The organism is Candidatus Amarolinea dominans (genome assembly GCA_016719785.1).
Taxonomy (GTDB): Bacteria; Chloroflexota; Anaerolineae; order SSC4; family Amarolineaceae; genus Amarolinea; species Amarolinea dominans.
On the sequence record JADJYJ010000004.1, the window covers coordinates 248799 to 270595 of the forward strand.

General features: G+C 60.3%; 18 protein-coding genes and 1 pseudogene. 17 read left to right on the forward strand and 2 right to left on the reverse strand.

The window, feature by feature from the left end; genetic code table 11:
• The first annotated feature begins 44 nt into the window (after window positions 1-44).
• From IPM84_07635 to cphA, 11 genes are all read left to right on the forward strand, one after another.
• Window positions 45-683 carry an SCO family protein gene (locus IPM84_07635; GenBank protein ID MBK9092639.1) on the forward strand — a complete coding sequence of 213 codons (639 nt, stop codon included), beginning with the start codon at window positions 45-47 and terminating at the stop codon, window positions 681-683.
• Window positions 684-896: 213 nt separating this feature from the next.
• Window positions 897-1310, forward strand: a complete 414-nt coding sequence (locus IPM84_07640) for a FixH family protein (protein MBK9092640.1) — start codon at window positions 897-899, stop codon at window positions 1308-1310.
• Between the two features lie 64 nt (window positions 1311-1374).
• Complete coding sequence (locus tag IPM84_07645; GenBank protein MBK9092641.1) at window positions 1375-3120, forward strand: FesM; 1746 nt, start codon at window positions 1375-1377, stop codon at window positions 3118-3120.
• 207 nt (window positions 3121-3327) lie between these two features.
• Window positions 3328-3861 (forward strand): hypothetical protein, encoded by a 534-nt coding sequence (locus IPM84_07650; protein MBK9092642.1) that lies wholly within the window; start codon window positions 3328-3330, stop codon window positions 3859-3861.
• 110 nt (window positions 3862-3971) lie between these two features.
• Entirely contained in the window at window positions 3972-4448 is a 477-nt protein-coding gene (locus IPM84_07655) for a hypothetical protein (protein ID MBK9092643.1), read from the forward strand.
• Window positions 4414-4722 carry a C39 family peptidase gene (locus IPM84_07660; GenBank protein MBK9092644.1) on the forward strand — a complete coding sequence of 103 codons (309 nt, stop codon included), beginning with the start codon at window positions 4414-4416 and terminating at the stop codon, window positions 4720-4722. The genes IPM84_07655 and IPM84_07660 overlap by 35 nt, the downstream gene beginning before the upstream one ends.
• A gap of 98 nt (window positions 4723-4820) precedes the next feature.
• Window positions 4821-4991 (forward strand): hypothetical protein, encoded by a 171-nt coding sequence (locus IPM84_07665; protein MBK9092645.1) that lies wholly within the window; start codon window positions 4821-4823, stop codon window positions 4989-4991.
• Window positions 4992-5186: 195 nt separating this feature from the next.
• Window positions 5187-5855: a hypothetical protein gene (locus IPM84_07670; protein MBK9092646.1), complete on the forward strand. Its 669-nt coding sequence runs from the start codon at window positions 5187-5189 to the stop codon at window positions 5853-5855.
• Window positions 5852-6616: a hypothetical protein gene (locus tag IPM84_07675; GenBank protein MBK9092647.1), complete on the forward strand. Its 765-nt coding sequence runs from the start codon at window positions 5852-5854 to the stop codon at window positions 6614-6616. The genes IPM84_07670 and IPM84_07675 overlap by 4 nt, the downstream gene beginning before the upstream one ends.
• Window positions 6613-8481: an AAA family ATPase gene (locus IPM84_07680; protein MBK9092648.1), complete on the forward strand. Its 1869-nt coding sequence runs from the start codon at window positions 6613-6615 to the stop codon at window positions 8479-8481. Before IPM84_07675 ends, IPM84_07680 begins: the two co-directional genes overlap by 4 nt.
• Window positions 8482-8539: 58 nt before the next feature.
• A complete protein-coding gene (gene cphA, locus IPM84_07685) occupies window positions 8540-11407 on the forward strand; it encodes a cyanophycin synthetase (protein ID MBK9092649.1) in 2868 nt (955 codons plus the stop codon).
• A 20-nt stretch (window positions 11408-11427) separates the two neighbouring features.
• Here the strand turns inward: cphA and IPM84_07690 are convergent, their stop codons facing one another.
• Entirely contained in the window at window positions 11428-12996 is a 1569-nt protein-coding gene (locus IPM84_07690; protein MBK9092650.1) for an N-6 DNA methylase, read from the reverse strand.
• Window positions 12983-13938, reverse strand: a pseudogene (locus IPM84_07695) (AccI family restriction endonuclease). The gene IPM84_07690 and the pseudogene IPM84_07695 overlap by 14 nt, the downstream one beginning before the upstream one ends.
• A 227-nt stretch (window positions 13939-14165) precedes the next feature.
• On the opposite strand from IPM84_07695, the gene IPM84_07700 reads away from it, so the two are divergent.
• The 6 genes from IPM84_07700 to IPM84_07725 all read left to right on the forward strand — a co-directional run bounded on the left by IPM84_07700 (window position 14166) and on the right by IPM84_07725 (window position 21797).
• Entirely contained in the window at window positions 14166-15014 is an 849-nt protein-coding gene (locus IPM84_07700) for a cyclase family protein (GenBank protein MBK9092651.1), read from the forward strand.
• A gap of 75 nt (window positions 15015-15089) precedes the next feature.
• Window positions 15090-15959, forward strand: a complete 870-nt coding sequence (locus IPM84_07705; GenBank protein ID MBK9092652.1) for a xanthine dehydrogenase family protein subunit M — start codon at window positions 15090-15092, stop codon at window positions 15957-15959.
• Between the two features lie 21 nt (window positions 15960-15980).
• On the forward strand, window positions 15981-16454 hold the full coding sequence (locus IPM84_07710) for a (2Fe-2S)-binding protein (GenBank protein ID MBK9092653.1): 474 nt from the start codon (window positions 15981-15983) through the stop codon (window positions 16452-16454).
• Window positions 16455-16472: 18 nt separating this feature from the next.
• A complete protein-coding gene (locus IPM84_07715) occupies window positions 16473-18812 on the forward strand; it encodes a xanthine dehydrogenase family protein molybdopterin-binding subunit (protein ID MBK9092654.1) in 2340 nt (779 codons plus the stop codon).
• 311 nt (window positions 18813-19123) lie between these two features.
• Window positions 19124-20242, forward strand: a complete 1119-nt coding sequence (locus tag IPM84_07720; protein MBK9092655.1) for a LacI family DNA-binding transcriptional regulator — start codon at window positions 19124-19126, stop codon at window positions 20240-20242.
• Window positions 20243-20324: 82 nt separating this feature from the next.
• Window positions 20325-21797, forward strand: coding sequence for an extracellular solute-binding protein (locus IPM84_07725; GenBank protein ID MBK9092656.1), 1473 nt, complete (start codon window positions 20325-20327; stop codon window positions 21795-21797).

Sequence of the window (21797 nt, forward strand, 5' to 3'; positions counted from 1 at the left end):
AATCACATCAGGCGTGACGCATGAAACAACTTCAGGAGTTACTTGTGGAACACCGAACAGAGAAATCACCGGTTCTGCCCTGGATCACCGTGCTGGTTATCAGCCTGGGGCTGCTGACCGCTTGTGGCGGGGTCAACGCGACCCCCTTACCGGTCTACTGGAACGCGCCCGCCTTCACCCTGACCGACCAGGATGGGCAGCGCGTCAGTACGAGCGATTTTGCCGGCCGCGTCTGGCTGGTCAACTTCATCTACACCGCCTGCCCGGACGAGTGCCCCCTTGAATTGATGCCCAAGATGCGCAAGGTGCAGGAATTAGTCAAGGCCGATGCCCGCCTGGCAGGCAAGGTGCAGCTCGTCTCGATCAGCGTGGATCCGGACACCGACACCCCATCCGTGCTCAAAGCCTATGGGAAAGCCTTCGATGCCGATCCCACGCTTTGGCGGTTCCTGGTGGGCACAGAGCAGGAAACGGCTGACCTGTTGGAGAACGGCTTCAAGGTCGGCCTGACACAGGGTCATAGTGACGAGGCGAGCAGCGAGGAGCATAGCGAAATCAACCACCCCCTGCGCTTTGTGCTGGTGGATGCCGCAGGCCGCATCCGGGGTATCCCCCCGTCCAGCGACATGACCGCCGAGCAGTTCGTGGAAGATATGCGGAGGTTGGTGGGGGAGAAGAATTGAGAGCGGAGATCGGAGACGGGGACCGGAGATCGGAGATCGGAGACCAGAGAGCGGAGAGCGGGGAGCGGAGAGCGGGGGTCGGAGAGCGGAGAGCGGAGAGCGGAGAGCGGAGATCGGAGACCGGAGACCGGGGATCGGAGATCGGAGATGTGGATGATGAGGGATGATCTGTACCGAGGGGGAAGGGGCGGCAGGTGGACGACAGCCAGACACGTGCGTCACATGCGGCGCGTGGGGTTGATCGGCGCACTGTTGGCGTTGACTCTGTTGATGTTGACTCTGTTGATATTGAGCGCCTGCGGCGGAAGGGCGACGCCGGCGAGCGATCTGCGCATCGAGCTGCGCACGGGCGCGGGCAGCGTCCACACGGGCGCGACCACGTTGACGGTGCAGGTGACCGACGCGGCGGGCAGGCCCGTGGAAGATGCCGCGGTGTCGGTCGAGGGCAACATGATTCACGCCGGCATGGTGCCCGTATTCGCCGCCGCCACCGGCGGTCAGGATGGGCTTTACACCGCGCCCTTCAACTGGACGATGGGCGGCGATTGGGTGGTGACGGTCAAAGTGACGCTGCCGGACGGCCGCCAGGCGCAGGCCGATTTCCCGGTGGGGGTGACGGAGCCGTAACGCGATGGTTGGCCTGCAAGGCAACGCCAGCCCACAGTTCGATCGTTGGTAGAACAGGAGCGCCATGACACACTCGCGCACACCCGCCCAATCGTCCTATCTGCGGCAATCAGCGGCCGACCTGCTGCGCTGGCCGCTGTTGGGCCGCTTTCTGCGCTGGCGTCACAGCCGCACGACCGTGCAGACCGTTTTTCTGATCCTGAGCGCTGTGCTGATCTTCGACGGGCTGACCGGCCCCAGCCTGGCGCCCAAGAACCTGGCAACCGTGACCAGTTGGATCCAGTACCGCGGCTTCCTGGTGCTCAGCCTGCTCGTCATCGGCAACCTCTTCTGCTTTGCCTGCCCCTTCATGCTGCCGCGGCGCCTGGGCAAATGGCTGCAAAATCGCTTCCTGGCCGGCGGCCGGCCGCTGCCGCGTGCGCTGCGCAGCAAATGGCTGGCGCTGGCGCTGCTCGTCTTCTTCTTCTTTGCCTATGAGCGCTGGGACCTGTGGGCCAGCCCCTGGCTGACCGCCTGGCTGATTCTGGCCTACTTCGCGGTGGCCTTCGTGGTTGACACCCTGTTCCAGGGTGCGGCCTTCTGCAAATATGTTTGCCCGGTCGGCCAATTCAACTTCTTCGGCTCGCTTGTCAGCCCCAGCGAAGTCAAGGTGCGCGACGCGGCGGTCTGCGTCACGTGTACGACGAAGGACTGCATCCGGGGGAGGCCGTTGGCAGATAGTACAAAGGTCAGAGTGCAGAGTGCAGAGCGCAGAGTGCAGAGTGCAGAGCACAGAGTGCAAAGTGCAGAGTACAGAGTGCAAAGTGCAGAGTACAAAGTGCAAAGTGCAGAGTACAAAGTGCAAAGTGCAGAGTACAAAGTGCAAAGTGCAGAGTACAGAGTGCAAAGTACAGAGGGTGACGCGGGGCCGATGGTTGCGGCTGCAAGCGCGGGGCGGCGGGCGACTGAAGTCGCCACGACAAGCCGCACGCCGATTGCGCTGTTCGATCATGTACAGCCTGGCTGTGAGTTGAATCTGTTTCAGCCGGTCAAGGTGGGCAATCAGGATTGCACCTTCTGCCTGGATTGCGTGCATGCCTGCCCGCACGACAATGTCGGCTGGCTGCTGCGCGTGCCCACGGCCGAGCTGTGGTCTGAACCGTGGCGGTCGGGGGTGGGGCGTTTCAGTCAACGTTTCGACCTGGCGGCGCTGCTGGTGGTTTTGACGTTTGGCGGTTTCATGAACGCGTTCGGCATGGTGCGGCCGGTCTACGGGCTGATTGCCTGGCTGGCGCGCCTGCCCCTGCTGCACAGTGTGACGGCCGTCCTCATTTTGCTCTACGGTATGGGCCTGCTGCTGCTGCCGGCGCTGTTGGTTTCCCTGGCAGGACTTGCCAGCCGGGCCTGGAGTCGCGAAACCGCCAATCTACGCACGGTCATCGCACACTTCGCGCCGACCCTGGTGCCGACCGGGTTCGGCATGTGGCTGGCGCACTACCTGTTCCACTTCCTGACTGGCGGCCTGACCCTGATTCCGGCGGTGCAGAACATGCTCTGGCGTTGGGGCTGGCCTGTGCTCGGCGAGCCGCTGTGGCAGTTGGGGCCGGTGGTGCCGCCCGATTTCCTCTTCCCCCTGGAGGTTGTGCTGCTCTACCTGGGGCTAACCGGCTCGCTGGTGGTGGGCTTTCAGCGGGCACAGGCGCGCTACGCCGATCGGCGGCAGGCGCTGGCCGCGTTCCTGCCCTGGGCGTTGCTCTGCCTGCTGCTGGTCGCGGCCGGCGTCTGGATCCTGGCGCAGCCGATGGAGATGAGAGGGACGTTGAGGAAGTAGGAAGTAGGAAGTAGGAAGTAGGAAGTAGGAAGTAGGAAGTAGGAAGTAGGAAGTAGATGGTGGAGGGCAAAAGTGCAGAGTGCAAAGTGCAAAGAACGAAACGCTGAACGAGGAACGCTGAATGATGAAGCCGGGACAGGAGGCGGAGCACGACATTCACGGCGTTTTCGGCGAAAACGCCAAGCATTCAGAATTCAGAATTCAGCATTGGCCCGCTGTCTGCTGGTGGCGCTGACGCTGTTGCTGTGGGCGGGACCGGCGCGGGCGGAAGGGCCGGGGACGGGGGGCAGTCGCATTTTCATTTCGGACAAAACGGTTGGCAACTATGTCTTGCTGGTGTGGGCCGGACCGTCGCCGCCGCAGGTGGGGCGCTACACGGTCTACGTGCGCGTCAGCGACCTGGGCGGACAGCAGTTGCGCGATGGTCTGCAGGTCAGCGTGCGTGCAACCGAAGATGCGAATGGCGCAGTCGCAGAGAGCGAGGCGACGCATCAGAACGCGGGCAATTCGCTCGACTACGCCGCCCATTTTCAGTTGCCGCGCAAGGGCAATTACCAGTTCGACGTGACCGTGCAGGGCGCAGCCGGCGACGCAGAGGCCGTGTTCCGCGACCGGGTGGTTGCCACCATCAGCTTCGGCCTGATCTCCGCCATTGCCGGCCCGTTCATCGTCATCATCGGCGCCGTCTTCTGGTACATGTGGGCGCGGCAGAGCCAAAGCAAACCCGCGGCCGAGGCCTGAGTGATTCCCTGCCACGAAGGTCGCGGGCGACAGACAGATCAATTCGTCAAATTCGTGTAATTCGTGGCAAAGACTGGCTGCCGGCTTGTCCGGGTAAGAGTAGGAGCACCGTGGCGCGAGACGAAATTGGCGCGGCGCCGCCGTTCGCAGTAGAATCTACGCAGCGTTTCAGAAGCAGAAAAGTCGGGGCGACGTCTCATGCAGATTTCGATCCAAATTCAGGTGATACGGCAATGACCATTCTATTGGAAACCGTCAAACCACCGAGCAGTGGCATCCTGGATGTCATGCTCCATGTTCAGGCCAATATCCAGGTTAGCTCCTCGAAGGCCCGGCGCCTCGTCAGCGTCTATGTCGGCAACGAGATCGCTGATCTCCTGCATGGCGACATACCGGACCTGGTCATCCGTGCTGATGGTGCGTACTGGCGGGTTCCAGTCGTTCTGTCTTCGCCCACTCGCGGTCGCCTCGGCGTCGTCGGTGCGGTGGACGTAAACGTGGAAACAGGCACGCTGCAGATCAGCAACACCGAGCGCTCGGAAATCGAACGACATGCCGAACGTCTTGTTGCCAGTACCCTTCTTTAGGCAGTCACGCGATGGTTTCTGTCTGCCTGCTTGCGCGGCCATGATACTGGCGTATTGGGGACAGATGACTTCCGAAGCCGAGATGAGCAAGCTGCTGCAGACCAAATCATCTGGACTGAGTTCGATCGCACCGCTGCCAGTATTTTCCGCTGACTCCCATTGGCACAATGCTCAACAGCGATTTCCTGCCACGAATTTCACGCACGACACGCAGCACAATTTGTCAAGTTCGTGCTATTCGTGGCAAGAATCGGATGCCTGCTTGTCCGGGTGAGAACGCGAATTGGCGCAGCGTCGCCGTTCGCAGTAGAATCTACGCCGCGGCAGGCCCCAAACGCCAGACTTTTCCACACTCGTGACGTGGAGGGCGCAATGATTCAGATTCAAGACTTTGTCAAGGCCGGTCTTTTCCAGAACGAAGGGGGCACTATTCAAACCGCGCTGCGTTACCTGCTGAGAGCACGGGCTGACCTGCGCATCCGCATGGCGATCTACCAAGGTATGCACGGATCATGCCCCGCTGGCCCTGGATGTGCCGAATGAGATGGCAATTTCGCCGGGTACGGACTATGCACTCCAACGATAAGTGGATCATAGATTATTGGGAGGTCACAAGGGAGACGTATGCGCACATCGGGGGTATCCGTTCAAGCCTACCTGGTAGTCGATAATAATTTCCTAGCGATGCTCACAGACTACTGCTGTGATACCTATAGAAGCCAGTTTCCTGGACGCAGCTTGATCAAAAAAACTGGTCAATGGATCAGCAATTTACTCAACATTCTGCGCGAGTTGACTCCAGATAAGCGCATTCACTGCACAGATTGCGTGGCTGCCGAATACAAGCCGGCTGCTAGTCATCTTTATTCAGTGCTTGGACGCAATGAAAACGATTATCGAAATCTTGCAGCGGATGTTCGTAGCTGCCTGAACCAATCCCAAATTGATTCCAGAGATCTTTCTTTTCTGCGTGAGTTGCCAACTGCCCCGAGAAAACTGATCGGGCCTGGGGGTGTCAGCGATCCGGATCTGTCACTTGTCGCCCTCGGCCTTCACCTTGCGGATCAAGGGGAATCCGTCTATATTCTGAGTAACGACAAGGATCTTGTCGACTTCTCGACATGGGCGTGTAAGTGTGCGAAAGCTGAACTGCGCCAGCGGTGGGCGAATCCGTCGCTGCTACAGGGACTGCAGAGTCTTGCCTACCTGGAATGGGTTCACCAAAGTTGCAGCATTGCGACAGATGACATGTGGCAACTGCTCAAGTATTACATGAGAGAGCATGTCGCCAGGGAAGATCTAGGAAAACTAAAAGGAGAAGCGATTTTTCAGAGTTTGATGGATATCACCACAAGCCTCGTTGAGTCTGCTCAAATTAAGGCGCAAGCAAGGATCACCAACGTATGACCGAAGGACTTTTCTCAGTCGATTCGTTCTTGAGCGAACTTAAAGCCTCATTGGCTGCCGCAGGCCATGATGCCATATTACGCCGCATCAACACTGAGCGGCTCATTGGGCTGCTCGCCGATGAATTCGTCGAAAGTCACCAGGCAGAGCGAGTACGTATCCTTCCCGATAACCGGCTGGCCGGTGAATCGGGCGCCGACTTCCTCTTGCAGATTGACGATTATGATGTGCGTCTTGAGTTGATTGACACCCCGGAAGGTAAGCCAGTCCTGGAGATTGAACAATTGCCCAGGCTGCTTGCCCTGCTGGAAGCAAATCCAAGTACACTGGCCGTGATTTTAGTCTGGACGACCGACGACCTGTTGGCTGTTCCGTTGACCACATCCCACATTCGACGCCTTCTTGAGCATCCACTGGAGCTGAATTTGCTTGTGAACGAGTGCGAACCTCTGTCTACCGTCTTGCGGACACTCGTAACGAACCAGGTGAGAGACTGGGACGTGAGTATAGACAAATCATCGGCGCCTGCCCCACAGCCGGGCGGTGTTCGTCGTTTGTTCGAGGTGGCCCTGGACGAGGCCATTGACCGGGAATGCGGCCGGTCATACAAGTTCACCGAACGACGCCAAGCTGCCAAGCAGTACAGATTATCTGTGGAGCGCCGGCTCGTCCTTCAAGTACTGGAAGACGCCTTGAGTGGTGCGGAGCCGACCGACCTCGTCGCTCGACTGGCTCATCCCATACGCCGAGGTGATATATGATCACAACGTTGGAAATGATCAATTGGCGTGCCTACACATCGCGCAAGATTGTGTTTGATTCCGGCATTACGTTCCTCATGGGTCCAAACGGCGCCGGGAAGACCTCGATTCTGGAAGCAATCATCTATGCGCTGACTGGGGAACCGACTACCGTGAAAGAGCCCAGTAAATTTATGCGCGAGCCCGAGCAGCCAGCCCTTATCCGCTTATCTTTCACAGTAGGCGGTAAGGAGTTTCAGATCGAGAGAACTCAGTTGGCCAATAAAGCTGGAAGCGCCAAGCTGATTGACATCCAATCTGGGCACGTCCTGGCCAGCACACACGCCCTAGTTACCAAGTACGTCGAGCGACTGATGGGACTTTCGGCCGATTTCTTGCAGCGAATTGTCTATATGTCCGAAGGTGATGTATTCCGCTTCATGAACCAGGCGCCTGGCCGGGCCTTGAGTCAGCAAATTCGCAACGTCCTTGGTCTGACCCAGATGGATCAGTTTGTGGCCGCCATAACGCAAGCGGAGAAGGCAGTAGACGATAGAATCGCACCCATTCAGGAGTTGATAGCGATCGTAGACAAGCCGGGAAATGATGGCGCGGATTTCGCTTCTCGCCTAGAAGCTCTGGATGCCCGACGCGACCAATTGTTGCAGCAATTGGCGGATCTGCGCTTGATACAGCAGCACGCCGCTCGTGAGCAGGAGGAGCAACAACACCTGCAACGGATGCGCTCGTGGCTGACGTATATCTCACAGACGGCCCAAAAACGCCCTCCCGGCTTAGATTTCTTTATGGAGCTCACAATACCTCAGATATCTTCCTATTATGAGGAGGTGGAGGGCGTTGCAGAAAATGACATCGGTGAGCTTCTAGCACATATTGACTGGGTGAGCGGCGCAATTGGCGCATGGGAGAATATAAGCTCTGGACTTGCGCACGATCTTGGCGAAGATCTTGGCAAAGAGGCAACGGTGCCTTGTCCGGTCTGTGCTAAACCGATCACAATGAACGAGCGATCACAGATTGATCATAATGTCGATGTAGAAGTCGAACGCTTGCGAGGCCGCAAGGAGGAACTGGAACGACAATCCGATGTGCTGTGGCAGAGAGTTACCGAGTTAAGAGAGGATCTCAAGAGTGTATCCGACATTTACGATGCACTTGTCCACGGTAGAATTCGGTCAATCTCCCCGGATACTACGCTGGAGCAGTTGATACCCTTGTTCCAGGAAGCCAAAGACGCAGCAGAATCCGTTGTATCGGTTGTGGACGCACGACTGAATGCAGCAAAAGAAGCACTGGCCCGCCTTGATAACGAACGAGCCGAGTATGCCGAAATAAACGGCAGATTAAAGGCACTTGGATTTAACACAGTCGCTGAAGCCAGACGAGCACTGATTGATCTGGAAATGCGGTCTCTCACGCTGCGCGCATCCAAGGCAGCCAGCTCGAAAGTGCAAGCAACTTTGCGCGATGCTGATTTGCAGCCCATCTATGCTCAAGTTTCCAAAGTATGGGCGGCATTTTCCGGCAAAGAGAACTGGCAGGTGAAATTGGACGAAAAAGGTATGCCAACACTCACCAGCCGTGAGGGTCGCACTTTTGATTTGAGCCAGTTCAGCGGTGGCGAAAAGACAGCCCTCCTCCTCATGTTGCACACGATCATTGCCCAACATTTCTCGAAGAGCGATTTCTTACTCGTTGACGAGCCGCTAGAACACCTGGACCCCATCAACCGACGATCCTTAGTTCGTTTCTTGATTGACGCATCCAAACGCGGCAGTTTCAAACAGGCGCTCGTTGCCACGTTTGAAGAGTCACTGCTGCGGAAATACATGTCCGAGGAAGGTGTGCATATCGTACACGTGTGAACCAGCTGGCTCAACTCGATCTCCGATCTCTGATCTACCAACCACAAGGACGGCGCCTATGAAGATTATCGAACGCAAGGTCTACCGCGGACCGAACTACTACTCCTACCGGCCGGTCATCCGTCTGACACTCGACCTGGAAGAGCTGGAGGCTTACCCCACGAGCGAACTTCCCGGCTTCACGGCTGCGCTGCTGGCCCTGATCCCAACCCTGCACGAGCACGGCTGTTCCTACGGCACGCCCGGCGGCTTCGTGCGGCGCCTGGAGGAGGGGACCTGGCTGGGGCATGTGCTCGAACATGTCGCCATCGAGCTGCAGTGCCTGGCCGGCACGCCCGTCACCTTTGGCAAGACGCGCGGCGCGGGCGAAACCGGCGTCTACCACGTGGTCTACTCCTTCCAGCAGGAGGAGGTGGGCCTGGACGCGGGACGCCTGGCCGAGCGCGTGCTGCGCAGCCTGCTGCCGGCCGATCTGCCCAGCACCCTGCCGGAGGCGGAGCGCGCCGCGTTCAACTTCACCCTGGAGCTGGAAGAACTGGCGGCGCTGACCGATCGCGTCGCGCTGGGACCATCCACCGGCAGCCTGGTCAAAGCAGCCGAGGAGCGCAACATTCCCTGGATTCGCCTGAACGAGGGCAGCCTGGTGCAGTTCGGGCACGGCCGGTATCAGAAGCGCATCCAGGCCACAGTGACGAGTGAAACGCGGCACATTGCCGTGGACATTGCGCAGGACAAGGAGCTGACCGCACGCCTGCTCGACGATATGGGCATTCCGGTGCCGCGGCAGCGCGTGGTGAACGAGGAGGGCGCCGCCGCCGAAGCCAGCCACGCCATCGGCTTCCCGGTGGTGGTCAAGCCGCTGGACGCCAGCCACGGCCGCGGCGTCTCGCTCAATTTGCAGAACGAGGCTGAGGTGCGCCTGGCCTTCCAGAAAGCGCAGGAGCATCGCAGTTATGTCATCATCGAGAAGTTCATCCCCGGTCGCGACTATCGCGTGCTCGTCGTCAACGGCCAGATGGTGGCGGTGGCCGAACGCGTGCCCGGCCATGTGATCGGCGATGGCGAGCATACCGTACAGGAGCTGATTGACATCGTCAACCGCGACCCGCGCCGCGGTGTGGGCCATGAAAAGGTGCTGACCCGCCTCTTGGTTGACCATCAGGCCCTGCGCTTGCTGGAGCAGGCCGGCCTGACGCTGGCAAGTGTGCTGGCGACCGGCCGCGTGCTCTATCTGCGCTCCACCGGCAACCTGAGCACCGGCGGCACCGCGATTGATCGCACCGATGAGATCTGCTACGAGAACAAGGAAATTGCCATCCGCGCCGCGCAGGTGGTGGGGCTGGACGTGGCCGGCATTGACTTCATCACGCCGGACATTGCGCATCCGATCAGCGAAGTGGGCGGCGGCATCGTCGAGGTCAACGCGGCGCCGGGCTTTCGCATGCATGTGGCGCCCAGCGAAGGGACGCCGCGTGACGTGGCCGGGCCGGTGATGGACATGCTCTTCCCGCTTGGCGCGGCCAGCCGCATCCCCATGGCCGCCATCACCGGCACCAACGGCAAGACCACCACCTCCCGCATGGTCGCGCACATCCTGAAGATGTCGGGCTATCACGTGGGCTTGACCACCACCGACGGCATTTACATTGACGGCGAGCGTTATCTGTCCGGCGACATGACCGGGCCCTGGTCCGCGCGCGTGGTGCTCAAACACCCGCTGGTGGACGCCGCGGTGCTGGAAACCGCGCGCGGCGGCATCCTGCGCGAGGGCCTGGGCTATGACAAGGTGGATGTGGGCGCGGTCCTCAACGTCGCCGGCGATCATCTGGGCCTCACAGGCGTCGAAACCCTGGAAGACCTGGCGGCCGTCAAGGCGCTGGTGGTCGAGGTGGTCAAAGACGGCGGTTACGCGGTGCTCAACGCGGACGATCCGCTGACCGTGGCAATGGCCGCGCGCTGTGACGGCGATCCGTTCTACTTCACCTTCGATCCACACAACCCGGTGGTGCAGGAGCATGTGCGCAAGGGCGGGCGCGCCATTGTTTTGGAAGATGGCCTCAACGGCAAGATGCTGACCCTCTATGAGCGCAATCAGCACATCCCCCTGCTGTGGGCGCACCTGATCCCGGCCACGCTGGAGGGGCTGGCCCGTTTCAACGTGGCCAACGCGCTGGCGGCCGCGGCTATCGCGCGTGCGCTCGGCGTCAAGGTGGAGAACATCCGCCAGGGCCTGCGCACCTTCGACAGCAGTCACTTCCAGGTGCCGGGACGCCTGAATGTCTACGATCAGCATCCCTTCCGCGTGATCGTGGACTACGGGCACAACCCGCCGGCCGTGCAGGCCATGGCCGACCTGGTGCAGGCGCTGCCGCGTAAAGGCCGCGCGATTGGTGTGGTGGCCGCGCCGGGCGACCGCCGCGATGCGGATATTCAGGCCATTGGCGGGATTGCGGGGCGCACGTTCGATCTACTCTTCTGCCGGGAGGACTACAGTCACCGCGGCCGCGCGCCAGGCGAGGTGGCGGGCTTGGTTCACCGCGCCGCGGCCGCGGCCGGCCTGGCGGAGGAGCGGATCGTCGAGATTTGGGACGAGACGGAGGCCATCGCCGCGGCCCTGGCGACGGCGCAGACCGGGGATCTGCTCGTCATCTTTGCCGACGATGTGCAGGCCGCGTGGAAACAGGTGATCTACTGGGGCCAGGGCCGGCCCGAGTCGCCGGCGCCCACGGAGACGCCCGTTTTTGCTGAAACTGCGCAGGGCGCCGCCTTCGCCAGCGCCACCATCCTGGGTGAAGCGCCTGCGCCGGCCAGCCGCGTGCGGTCACTGCATGCGGCCGACAGCAGCGACCGCTTCCGCCTGCCGCCGGTGGAGCGCAGCAGCGCAGACGCAGCAGCCGGCATCCGCGGGGTGGGGCATGATGATTAGAGCCGGGATTGCGTGGGGGTTCAGCGGGACGGCGACACAGAAAAAGCGCTTGCGTCATAGGTCACTGATTGCTCGAACAGCCGCATCTGCGACGGCAGACCAAATTCCGCAATGACGTGATCCGGGATTGACAATTTCTCCAGGGAACGAGGTTCCACCTTGATGGAGCCATCACCGTACGATTTACCAACGATGGCTAGATTGGCGATAGTGTCAGGATGGCTCAAGATCCCCCACAGCCGCTTCAGGTAATCAGGATCGTTGCTTTTGGGGTAGACGCACAAGAAACCGGTCAGCGGAATGACGCCGGCCGTGTTGCGAATGAAGCGAGAATGGCGACGCCCCAGGTAGGCAAAGAGGAAGGGGGGCGCGACGCGTGTTTCCATCCGATACCACGGCTTGCGTTGAGAGATCAAAGGCCGCTGTGGCAAACCGAGCGCTTCGCCAGTTTTCAAGTAATCTCTGACCGATTCAGGAAAGGTCTCTGGGGGTTGGCCGTTGAGCGTCAGAAGCAGCGTGGGGCGACCATGCGCACACAGAGACTCGATCGTCTCCTGAGTGATTTCGTTGGTAGGAACATCCCTGGTTCGTCCCACGGCCCTGACAAAATACTCACGCGGGATGCCCATCTTCTGTGCTTGTTCATCGGTCAAGAAGAAGAACTCATTGGCGCCGGTGGCGACGCCGCGCACGATGTGTACGAAGTCTCCGAGTACATAACGCCCGGTCTGGCTCGCTATGGGCGGACGCGAGAAACCTGTAGACAGTCCCTCCGCCAAACCGCGCTCAACTGCAAGCAGGGGTTCCTGGGAGTCGATTGGAAAACGAGAGCGCACCCACGCCCTGAGCAGGTCCGTCCGCGGCTCATAGCACTTCGCCCAGACAAACGTGGTTCCTGGCTCCGAGTTGCGAATGAAGAAGATGAGCGGATTGGTGTCCACCCGAGGAAACGGCGAGGCCTCGGAAGCAAACGTCACCACGGCATCCAGAGCATAGTGCGCACAGATCCAGCGCCATAAATTCTGGGCGAACTTACCCTCACAGGTGTCCGCTGGCATAATGAATGCCAGACGCCCCTCTTGTTCAAGCAATGTCAGGGCACGCATCAGAAAGTAGATGTGGAGACCCGCGCGTCCATCCAGGGTTTTGCCAATGGTTTGCAGGCTCAGGCGTTTGAGTCGTTCCTTGGTTTCGAGAGGAATGCGGTGATGGCGAATGTAGGGCGGATTTGCCACGATGGCGGAGAACTTCGCCTGGGGCGGCTGGAGGACAAAATCGCCAATGGTAACGGATGCCAAGTCGCTCTCAGTCAGGCCGTAATCAAGGGCCTGCGCTAACGCCGCTTGGTCAATGTCCATACCGCTCAGTGCGATACTGCGAAACCCTCGTTCATCGGCCACAGTCTTGGCTGCGCGAAAGAATGCACCTGCGCCAACCGCCGGATCGAACAGCATCGAACCTTGTTCAGCAAGTACATATTCGGCCATTGCCTCCGCTATCCAGTCAGGCGTCCAGAATTGGCCCTTTGTGCGAAGCATCTCCCTGGCCTCGCCTCCAGCAGGCAGCGCGTAATGGTCAATCTTCGGCATGTCGTAGTTTTCCCAAAACCTGTAACGCTTCTGCACGTAAGGTCATCTTGCCACCTTCAAAATGCACATACGGCAGAATGTGCCCATTCTTGTCTTCGATAAACTTGGCCTTCAGTTGAGGTTCCTCGTTCGCATCACCCAGAGGATAGCCATAATGGTAGTAGAACTTATACAACTGCTTCCTGGTAGTCGCTCCACCTGGGGCCTGGAAGACTTGTTCAGTCGGTAAAATAAAACCTTCTTCGATCAGCCTTTCTGCCTCATCGAAAGCAAGGCCAAAGGCAAGATCAAAGAATACGTGCCAGATGTGGATGGGGATGCTATTCGAGTTCTGCCAGTTTTGCAAGGGTCTGCGATCTTCTTCCTTCATGATAATCGTGGGCAACACAGCGTTTTTCCTCAGCCCTGGTTTGCCGCCAAGCCGCTTCTGGGCCTTCAACCCAGCACCATAGTCCGGCATGCGGGCAGCTTTCCACAGGCTGTTCTCACATTCGACGGCCAGAATGGCATTTCCCAGAAGCGCCTGCATCATGGGGTTGTTTTCAACAGTAAACGGCAGTTCGCCGATGCCGCCCAGGCTTTCGACCAGCTCCATCACCAATCCTTTGTCTGGCGCTGCGAAAATCAAGAGATCGGGGCGTTTGATAGCGCCCAAGCCCGCAGCTTCCAGACGCTCGAAATAAAGCTCAAAGCGCGCACATCGTCATTCGGCGCGGCTCCGCTTGGCCCATATGGAATCGCGAAGAATTCCTGGCTATCGTGAACAGCTTGAATGACGCGCTCCTCGCTCCACGCGCCTTGCGACCAGCGCATCAGGAAATCGCTTCCCCGCAGGCGCCTCGGGTTGAGTACAAAATCAGACCATTCAACCGCAGTGTGCCCCCGGAGTTCAAACTCGATATTCTCAACGCTCACGCTCAGAAGATGCTCAAAGAGATGCATGCAGATTTTCTCCGACCCAAGGATGTCGGGGCAATTCTACCACAGATGAAAAGGAAACCTAAAGTGGCGCATCGAAGTGAACCTGAGCAGATTGTTGCACTTTCTGACCTGCGTCATATTGCCTGTTATTCGAATGACGCTATAATCCTCCCATCCCGCTCATGGCTGCCAGAAGACTCCCCTGGCGTTGATGTCAGGGTCATTTTTTCTCTTGGAGGTCCGAAACGATGAAGTTTGTTGATCTCTCGATTCCGCTCGGTGTGGGCACGCCGGCCTGGCCGACCTACGAACCACTGCAAATCAAGTATTTCAAGCGCCTGGCGCCCAACGGCGCCAACGGCCAGATCATCACCCATTCTAATCACCTCGGCACGCACCTCGATGGCGAAATTCACTTCTACACCCCAGGCAAGGACATCGCCAGCCTCACTCTCGATTTTCTGACCGGCCCCGCGGCCATCGTTGATCTGTCCGATGTCTGCGGCGACTATGACATCTACACCTCGAAGATGGTGGAGGATCGGGTGGATGTGCATGAGGGCGATATTCTGATCATTCACACCGGCTATCACCGCTACGGATGGGATCAGCCGCGCGCGGACGAAATCCGCTACATGGTCAAGCACCCCGGCCCCGATCGCGAGTTCGCCGAATGGTGCAAGGCCAAGAAGCTCAAATGGCTGGCGGTGGACTGCGGCAGCGCGGATCACCCCATGAACACCATCATCCGCCAGTGGATGCCGCGCCAGGCCGCTGAGGCCGAGACGCATTTCCAGCGCAAGTACGGCCAGGGCCTGGCCGGCGTCTTCACCGACGACAAGTACCAACTGATGCACATCGAATTGTTCCCCTTCGGCATCATCCATGCCGAATGCCTGGGCGGCGACATTGACCTGCTGCTCAACCAGCGCGTCGACGTGGGCTGCTTCCCCTGGCGCTTCGTGGACGGCGAATCGTGCATCGCGCGCATCGTGGCTTACGTGGACGATGAACGCTACGCCGAGCTGATGGCGAAAAAGGCGTCCCAGGCGCTGACCAAACACGGCGACTGCATCTGCCAGCGTCCCCAGCTCTAGGCGTGAATGGCCGGCAACCGCTGCCGCAAACGGGCTATCCCGGCCGGCGCGCCTGTCATGGTCGAGGTGACATTCATGGAACCATTCGAGTATATCAAACCATCCTCCCCGGCCGAGGCCAGCGCCATTCTGGCGGCCGAGGGCAGCGCCGCGCGCATCTTGCAGGGCGGCACCGATCTCATCATCCGCATGCGCGGCGATTTCATCCATCCCAAGATCGTGGTGGACCTCAAGGGCCTGCCCGGTATGCGGGACGTGGCGTTCAACCCCGATGATGGCCTGATCCTGGGCGCGGCCGTGACGATGAACGAGGTTGCGACCCATCCTGCGATCCTGGCCCATTACCGGATGTTGGCCGACGCCTGCGAAACGGTCGGCTCGTATCAGTTACGCAACCGCGCCACCATCGGCGGCAACGTGTGCAACGCCAGCCCGGCCGGCGACAGCATCCCGGCGCTGCTCTGTTATGACGCAACCGCCGTCATCTACAACCCGGCCGGCGAACGCCGCCTGCCGCTCTTCGACTTCTTCAGAGGGCCTGGCAAGACTGACCTGAAGCCGGGTGAATTCCTGCAGGCGCTGGAACTGCCCGCGTCGCCCGCTGGCGCGGTTGGCATTTACAACAAACTGGGGCGCACCAAAGTGGGCGACATCGCCGTCATCGGCGTCGGCGTCCTGGGCTGGCCGCAGCGCAGCAACCCATCGGGCAGCGCCTGGCGCATCGCGTTGGCCTCGGTTGGTCCCACACCGCTGCTGGCGCCGACCGCCGAAGCGCTGCTCGCCCAGGAGACGGATGATCTGGCCGTGGACGCTGCGGCCGCCGCGGTGATGAACGCCTGCCGTCCGATTGATGATGTGCGCGCCAGCGGGGCCTATCGCCAGGCCATGGTGCGCGTTCTGGCCCGCCGCGCCATCGAAGGCGTGCTGGCCCACCTCCCCTTTTAGAGCCACCAAACGAGGGATTTTATGGCATATCTTGTAAATTTCACGGTCAACGGCGAGCGTTATTCCCTGGACGTTCCACCCTATTACACCCTCTTGCGCCTGCTGCGCGATCGCCTGGTGTTGACCGGCACCAAGAACGGCTGCTCGGCCGGCGAATGCGGCGCCTGCACCGTGCTCATGGACGGCGTACCGGTCAACTCCTGCCTGGTGCTGGCGCCCGAAATTGACGGCCACGACATCGTGACGGTCGAAGGGCTGGCCCATGACGCGCAGCTCGATCCGGTGCAGGAGACGATGATCGAGTCGGGCGGGACGCAGTGTGGCTTTTGCACCCCGGGCATTCTGATTGCCGCGCGTGCGCTGCTCGATCGCAATCCGCACCCGACGGACTATGAAATCCGCATGGCGTTGGTGGGCAACCTGTGCCGCTGCACGGGCTACTCGCGCATCGTGGTTGCGGTGCAGGCGGCCGCGCAGCGCGGTCAGGCCGCCTGAGGCCAAGGAGCGTCACCCATGAGTATCAAAAAAACAACGATTGTTGGCACCAGTTTTCCACGCGTCGAGAGTCGCTCCAAAGTGACCGGCGCGGCGCAGTATGTAGACGACATGCAGTTTGGGCCAAACCTGCTCTACGGCCTGTTGAAGCGCAGCGAGCGCCCGCACGCGCTGATCACCCGGCTGGATGTGAGCAAGGCGCAGGCGCTGCCCGGCGTGCGCGTGATCGTGACCGGCAACGATTTTCCGGGGCTGACCGGCCTTTATCTCTCCGACCGGCCGATGTTCGCGGTGGATCGCGTGCGCTTCGTCGGCGAGCCGATTGCCGGCGTGGCTGCAGAAACCCAGGAAATCGCCGAGCAGGCAGCCAAGTTGATCGAAGTGGAATACGAGGACCTGCCTGGCGTTTTCGATCCTGAGTTTGGCGCCAGCCCGGACGCGCCGCTGCTCCATCCAGACTTGATCACCTACAAGTACGCGCCCTTCATCTTTCCGCAGGAGGGAACCAACGTCTCCAATTGGTTCAAGGTGCGCAAAGGCAATGTGGATGAAGCCTTTGCCGAGGTTGAAGCGGCGGGCGGCATCGTCTTCGAACACAAGTACCGCGTGCCTCATGTGCAGCATGTGCCGCTGGAAACGCACGCGACCGTGGCGCAGATGGACGGCAACGGCAAGATTACGCTGTGGGCCTCCAGCCAGTCGCCCTTTGCCCAGCGCAACCTGATCGCCAAGGCCCTGGACCTCGGCCATTCACGGCTGCGGGTGATTACGCCTTACGTGGGCGGCGGCTTCGGGGCCAAGGCCGGCGTTTCGATGGAAGGCGCGTGCGTGGGCATGGCGATGCGATCCAAGGGCCGGCCCGTGAAGCTGGTGATGACGCGCGAAGAGGAGTTCTACACCACCTTTGTGCGCCAGGGCCTGGTTGCCATCGTCAAGCTGGGGATGTTGCCGGACGGGCGCATCCTGGCGATGAAGAACACCTACTACTGGGATGGCGGCGCGTACACCGAGTACGGGGTCAACATTACCCGCGCGGCCGGCTACAGCTCGACCGGGCCGTACTATGTGCCCAACGTGTGGGCCGACTCGAAGTGCGTCTACACCAACCATCCCATTGGCGGCGCGATGCGTGGCTTCGGCATGCCCGAAATCCACTGGGCCATCGAACAGCACGTTGACCGCGCCGCGCGGCAGTTGGGTCTCGATCCGGTGCAGGTGCGCCTGCTGAACTGCATCAAAGAGGGCCAGGAAACGGTCACGGGCATGATCATGCACCCGACCGGCCTGAGCCAGTGCATTCAGAAGGCGGCCGACGCGATCGGTTGGGGCAAGCCGCGGCCGGCCAGCGGTCCGCACAAGGTGCGCGGGATGGGCATCGGCTGCATGTGGAAGGCGCCGGCCATGCCGCCCAACCCCGGTTCGGCCGCCACCATTCGCTTCAACGAAGATGGCACCGCGCTGGTCAACGTGGGCGGCGTGGACATGGGCCAGGGCACCTTGACGATCGCCGCGCAGTTGGCGGCCGAGGGCCTGGGCCTGCCCATCAGCGACGTGCGCGTCAACACGGTGGATACCGACTACAGCCCCTATGAATGGCAGACTGTCGCCAGTCGCCTGACCTGGAGCATGGGCAATGCCATTCTCAACGCCGCGCAGGAAGCGAAGGTGCAAATCCTGGACATGGTGGCCGAAGCCTGGAGTGAGAATCCGCAGGACCTCGACATCATCGAAGGGCAGGTGGTCAGCTACGCCACGGAGGAGTCCATCCCGCTGAAGAACATCGTCATCTACGGCATGCAGCGGCCGGATGGCACCTGGATCGGTGGCCCAGTGGTGGGCAAGGGACGCTTCATGCCCCAGTATGTGACGCCGCTCAACGCGGAGACGGGTCAGGGGCCGCGCGCGGTGGTGCATTTCACCACGGGCGCGCAGGCGGTGGAGGTAGAAGTGGACACCGAGACCGGCGAGGTGAGCGTGCTACGCATGGTGGCCGCGTTCGATGTGGGCAAAGCCATCAACCCGGACATGGTCAGGACGCAGATGGAAGGCGGCGCGGTGCAGGGCCTGAGCACCGCGCTGCTGGAAGAACTCAAGCTGGTCAAGGGCAAGCCGCTGAATCCAAACTTCACCGACTACCGCATTGCCACCACCATTGATGCACCGCCGCTGATCGAGTCCATCATCGTGGAAGTGCCGCAGGACGACGGGCCTTATGGCGCACGTGGTATCGGCGAACACGCCATGGTGCCCACCGCGCCCGCCATCGCCAACGCGGTGACCGATGCGGTTGGCGTCTGGATTGATCAGATGCCGATCAGCGCACAGAGGGTGTGGGAGGCGATGAACGAGGAACGCTGAACGATGCGTGAGGGGTGAATTGATTGCGCCTTACGGGTGAGAGGTGGAGACCTGCGAGAGCCATTGAATGGGCTTGAGCAGGTCTCTTGTTTTCATGGCACGATTTGACAGATTTCCACAGACATAGTATAGTAGGAGCAGCAATTGGGAGCGCTCCCAAGACCTTTACCCCGTCGAATGACCTGCTGCCGTTTTATGGTACGATATGGTCATTGAGTCGGGTTTTTCAGCTCCACGCAGCGCACCATTGCGGCATTTTGACCTGTTCTCGTTGAAATTTCTGGTAACGCTCCCAAGAAGAGGGCAATCAGATGGCGCTCACGTTGGAACAAGTAGCCACATTGGCAGGCGTATCACGTTCGACCGTGTCGCGCGTGGTGAACGATCATCCCAATGTGAACGCGGAAACGCGCGAGGCGGTCTGGGGCGTGATCCACGAGCATGGTTTTCATCCGAACAACGCCGCTCGCACCCTGGCCAGCCGTCGCAGTCAGATGATCGGCCTGGTCATTCCTCAAGCACTGTCCACCGTTTTTTCCGACCCCTATTTTCCGATCCTCATCCAGGGTATTGCAGCCGCTTGCGAAGAGCAGGAGTATTATCTGATGCTTTCCCTCGTCAGAGCACAATCGCCCACCACGTTTCGGCGTTTGGTCGGCGGGGGGCACCTGGATGGCGTGATTGTGGCCTCGGCGCTGGCGATAGACCCCTTCGTGGATCGCCTGCTGATAGAGAACTTCCCTTTCGTGTTGATCGGACGCAGCTTGAGTGAGGCGCCCATCACGACCATAGACGCAGACAACGTGCATGGGGCCACGATGGCGACCCAACATCTGTTGCGCCTGGGCTACAAACGCATTGCCACCATCAGCGGCCCGCAAGACATGGTTGCCGGCATGGATCGCCTGGAGGGCTTCCGCGTGGCGCTGCGCGCTGCGGGCACAACGCCTCCGCCTGAGTATGTGCAGGAAGGCGATTGGTCAGAATGGAGTGGACAGCGCGGTATGTCAACCCTCCTGAGTCTGGCCTCGCTCCCACAGGCGGTCTTCATCGCCAGCGACGCCATGGCGATCGGCGCACTCAAAGTGATTCGTTCGGCCGGGATGCAGGTACCGGGTGATATAGCGCTGGTCAGTTTCGACGACATTCCGCTGGCGTCGTCCCTGGAAACACCGCTCACCACCGTACGCCAGCCGATTCATCAATTGGGATACACAGCCGCGTCGGTCCTGATTGACAGGCTCAGGAATAGCGATCGCGGCGGCGAGGCGACGGCCACACGCATTGTACTTCCGACCGAGTTGGTCGTACGCGCGTCCTGTGGGCAGCAGTCGCGGTTTGCGGCGGCGCAGCGTCAACCAGACGCCAGAGACAGCAACACGCGTCACATCAAAGGAGGTACACCCCAACCGGAACCGGTTCACGGCTGAGATTCCCTTCATCCCTCGTTTTCCGGCCCCCGTGCGACGTTTGTCCCATTTACTTACTTTGCTTTGCTGTGGGAGAAGAAACATGAAGACTCGTTGGTTCGTTGTGGTGGCCCTGGTCATTGTGACCGGCCTCTTGTTGTCCGCCTGTGCGCAGCCGGCCCCCCAGGTGCAGATTGTCAAGGAAACCGTCATCGTGGAAGCGACCAAGATCGTGGAGAAAGTGGTCGAAGCCACCACGATCGTCGAGATTACGTCCACGCCGGCGCCGGATCGTGTGCAGATCACCTGGTACATTGGCCTGGGCGCGGGTGCGCAGCCTGCGCAAATCCCACTGGAGAAGGACTTCGTCGAGAAGTTCAACAAGTCCCAGAACGAAATTCAGCTCATCCCGATCATCGTGGACAACAAGTACGCGCGCGACAACCTGACCGCGCAGATTGCCGCCGGCAACGCGCCCGACGTCGTTGGCCCGGTGGGCACGGCCGGCCGCGCCGCTTTCCCCGGCGCCTTCCTCGATATCGAGCCGCTGATCAAAGAAGCGAATTACGATACGAGCGACATTGACCCGGCCTTCCTGCAGTTCTACAAGGATGAGGGCAAACTGGTCGGACTGCCGTTTGCCATCTTCCCTGAGTTCGTCTACTACAACCAGGCCCTGTTCGACGAGGCCAAGCTGGCGTACCCGCCCCAGAAGTACGGCGCCAAATACACATTGGACGGCAAAGAGGTGGATTGGAACTTCGACACTGTGGCCGAAGTAGCCAAGCGCCTGACCGTGGATGCGCAGGGCAATGACGCCACCCAGGCCGGCTTCGACGCCAAGAACATCGTGCAGTACGGCTATATCACGCAGTGGTCGGAGCACCCGCGCGCCACCGGTTCGCTGTTCGGCGCCTTCTATCCAGTGGACAGCAGCGGCAACGGCTCCATTCCTGACACGACCGTGGCGGCATGGAAGTGGTACTACGACAGCATGTGGGGCAAGCAGCCCTTCCAGCCGAACCAGGCCGCGATTGACAGCGATCTGCTCAAGGGCAACGCCTTCAGCTCCGGCAAGGTCGCCATGGCCACCACCCACCTGTGGTACACCTGCTGTATTGACAAGGCCACCGTGCCCAGTTGGAATGTCGCCGTGATGCCATCCTATAACGGCAAGGTCACCTCCAAGATGCACGGCGACACCTTCGCCATTCTGGGCGGCACCAAGCACCCGAAGGAAGCCTTCAAGGTCTACACCTACATGCTGACCACCGGCTCGGCCGACCTGTACAAGATCTACGGTGGTCTGCCGGCCCGCAAGAGTCAGCAAACCGACTTCTTCGCCAGCCTGGACGAGAAGTTTGCGCCAGTTAAGGCCAACTGGCAAGTGGCGCTGGACAGCATCCCCTTCATGGACGTACCCAACCATGAACTGGGCACTCCGAACTATGCCAAGACCTTCGATCTGTTCAGTTCGCTCGGTAGCGACTTCCGCAGCAATCCCGACCTGAAATTCGACGAGCGCATCGCGACGTTCAAGAGCGAACTTGACAAGGTGCTCAAGGAAAAACCCTGA

Coding starts and splice junctions, on each gene's coding strand:
- IPM84_07645 (MBK9092641.1), top strand. CDS start 1,375: ATGACACACTCGCGCACACCCGCCCAATCGTCCTATCTGCGGCAATCA.
- IPM84_07660 (MBK9092644.1), top strand. CDS start 4,414: ATGCCGAACGTCTTGTTGCCAGTACCCTTCTTTAGGCAGTCACGCGAT.
- IPM84_07665 (MBK9092645.1), top strand. CDS start 4,821: ATGATTCAGATTCAAGACTTTGTCAAGGCCGGTCTTTTCCAGAACGAA.
- IPM84_07675 (MBK9092647.1), top strand. CDS start 5,852: ATGACCGAAGGACTTTTCTCAGTCGATTCGTTCTTGAGCGAACTTAAA.
- IPM84_07680 (MBK9092648.1), top strand. CDS start 6,613: ATGATCACAACGTTGGAAATGATCAATTGGCGTGCCTACACATCGCGC.
- cphA (MBK9092649.1), top strand. CDS start 8,540: ATGAAGATTATCGAACGCAAGGTCTACCGCGGACCGAACTACTACTCC.
- IPM84_07690 (MBK9092650.1), bottom strand. CDS start 12,996: ATGCCGAAGATTGACCATTACGCGCTGCCTGCTGGAGGCGAGGCCAGG.
- IPM84_07700 (MBK9092651.1), top strand. CDS start 14,166: ATGAAGTTTGTTGATCTCTCGATTCCGCTCGGTGTGGGCACGCCGGCC.
- IPM84_07705 (MBK9092652.1), top strand. CDS start 15,090: ATGGAACCATTCGAGTATATCAAACCATCCTCCCCGGCCGAGGCCAGC.
- IPM84_07710 (MBK9092653.1), top strand. CDS start 15,981: ATGGCATATCTTGTAAATTTCACGGTCAACGGCGAGCGTTATTCCCTG.
- IPM84_07715 (MBK9092654.1), top strand. CDS start 16,473: ATGAGTATCAAAAAAACAACGATTGTTGGCACCAGTTTTCCACGCGTC.
- IPM84_07720 (MBK9092655.1), top strand. CDS start 19,124: ATGGCGCTCACGTTGGAACAAGTAGCCACATTGGCAGGCGTATCACGT.
- IPM84_07725 (MBK9092656.1), top strand. CDS start 20,325: ATGAAGACTCGTTGGTTCGTTGTGGTGGCCCTGGTCATTGTGACCGGC.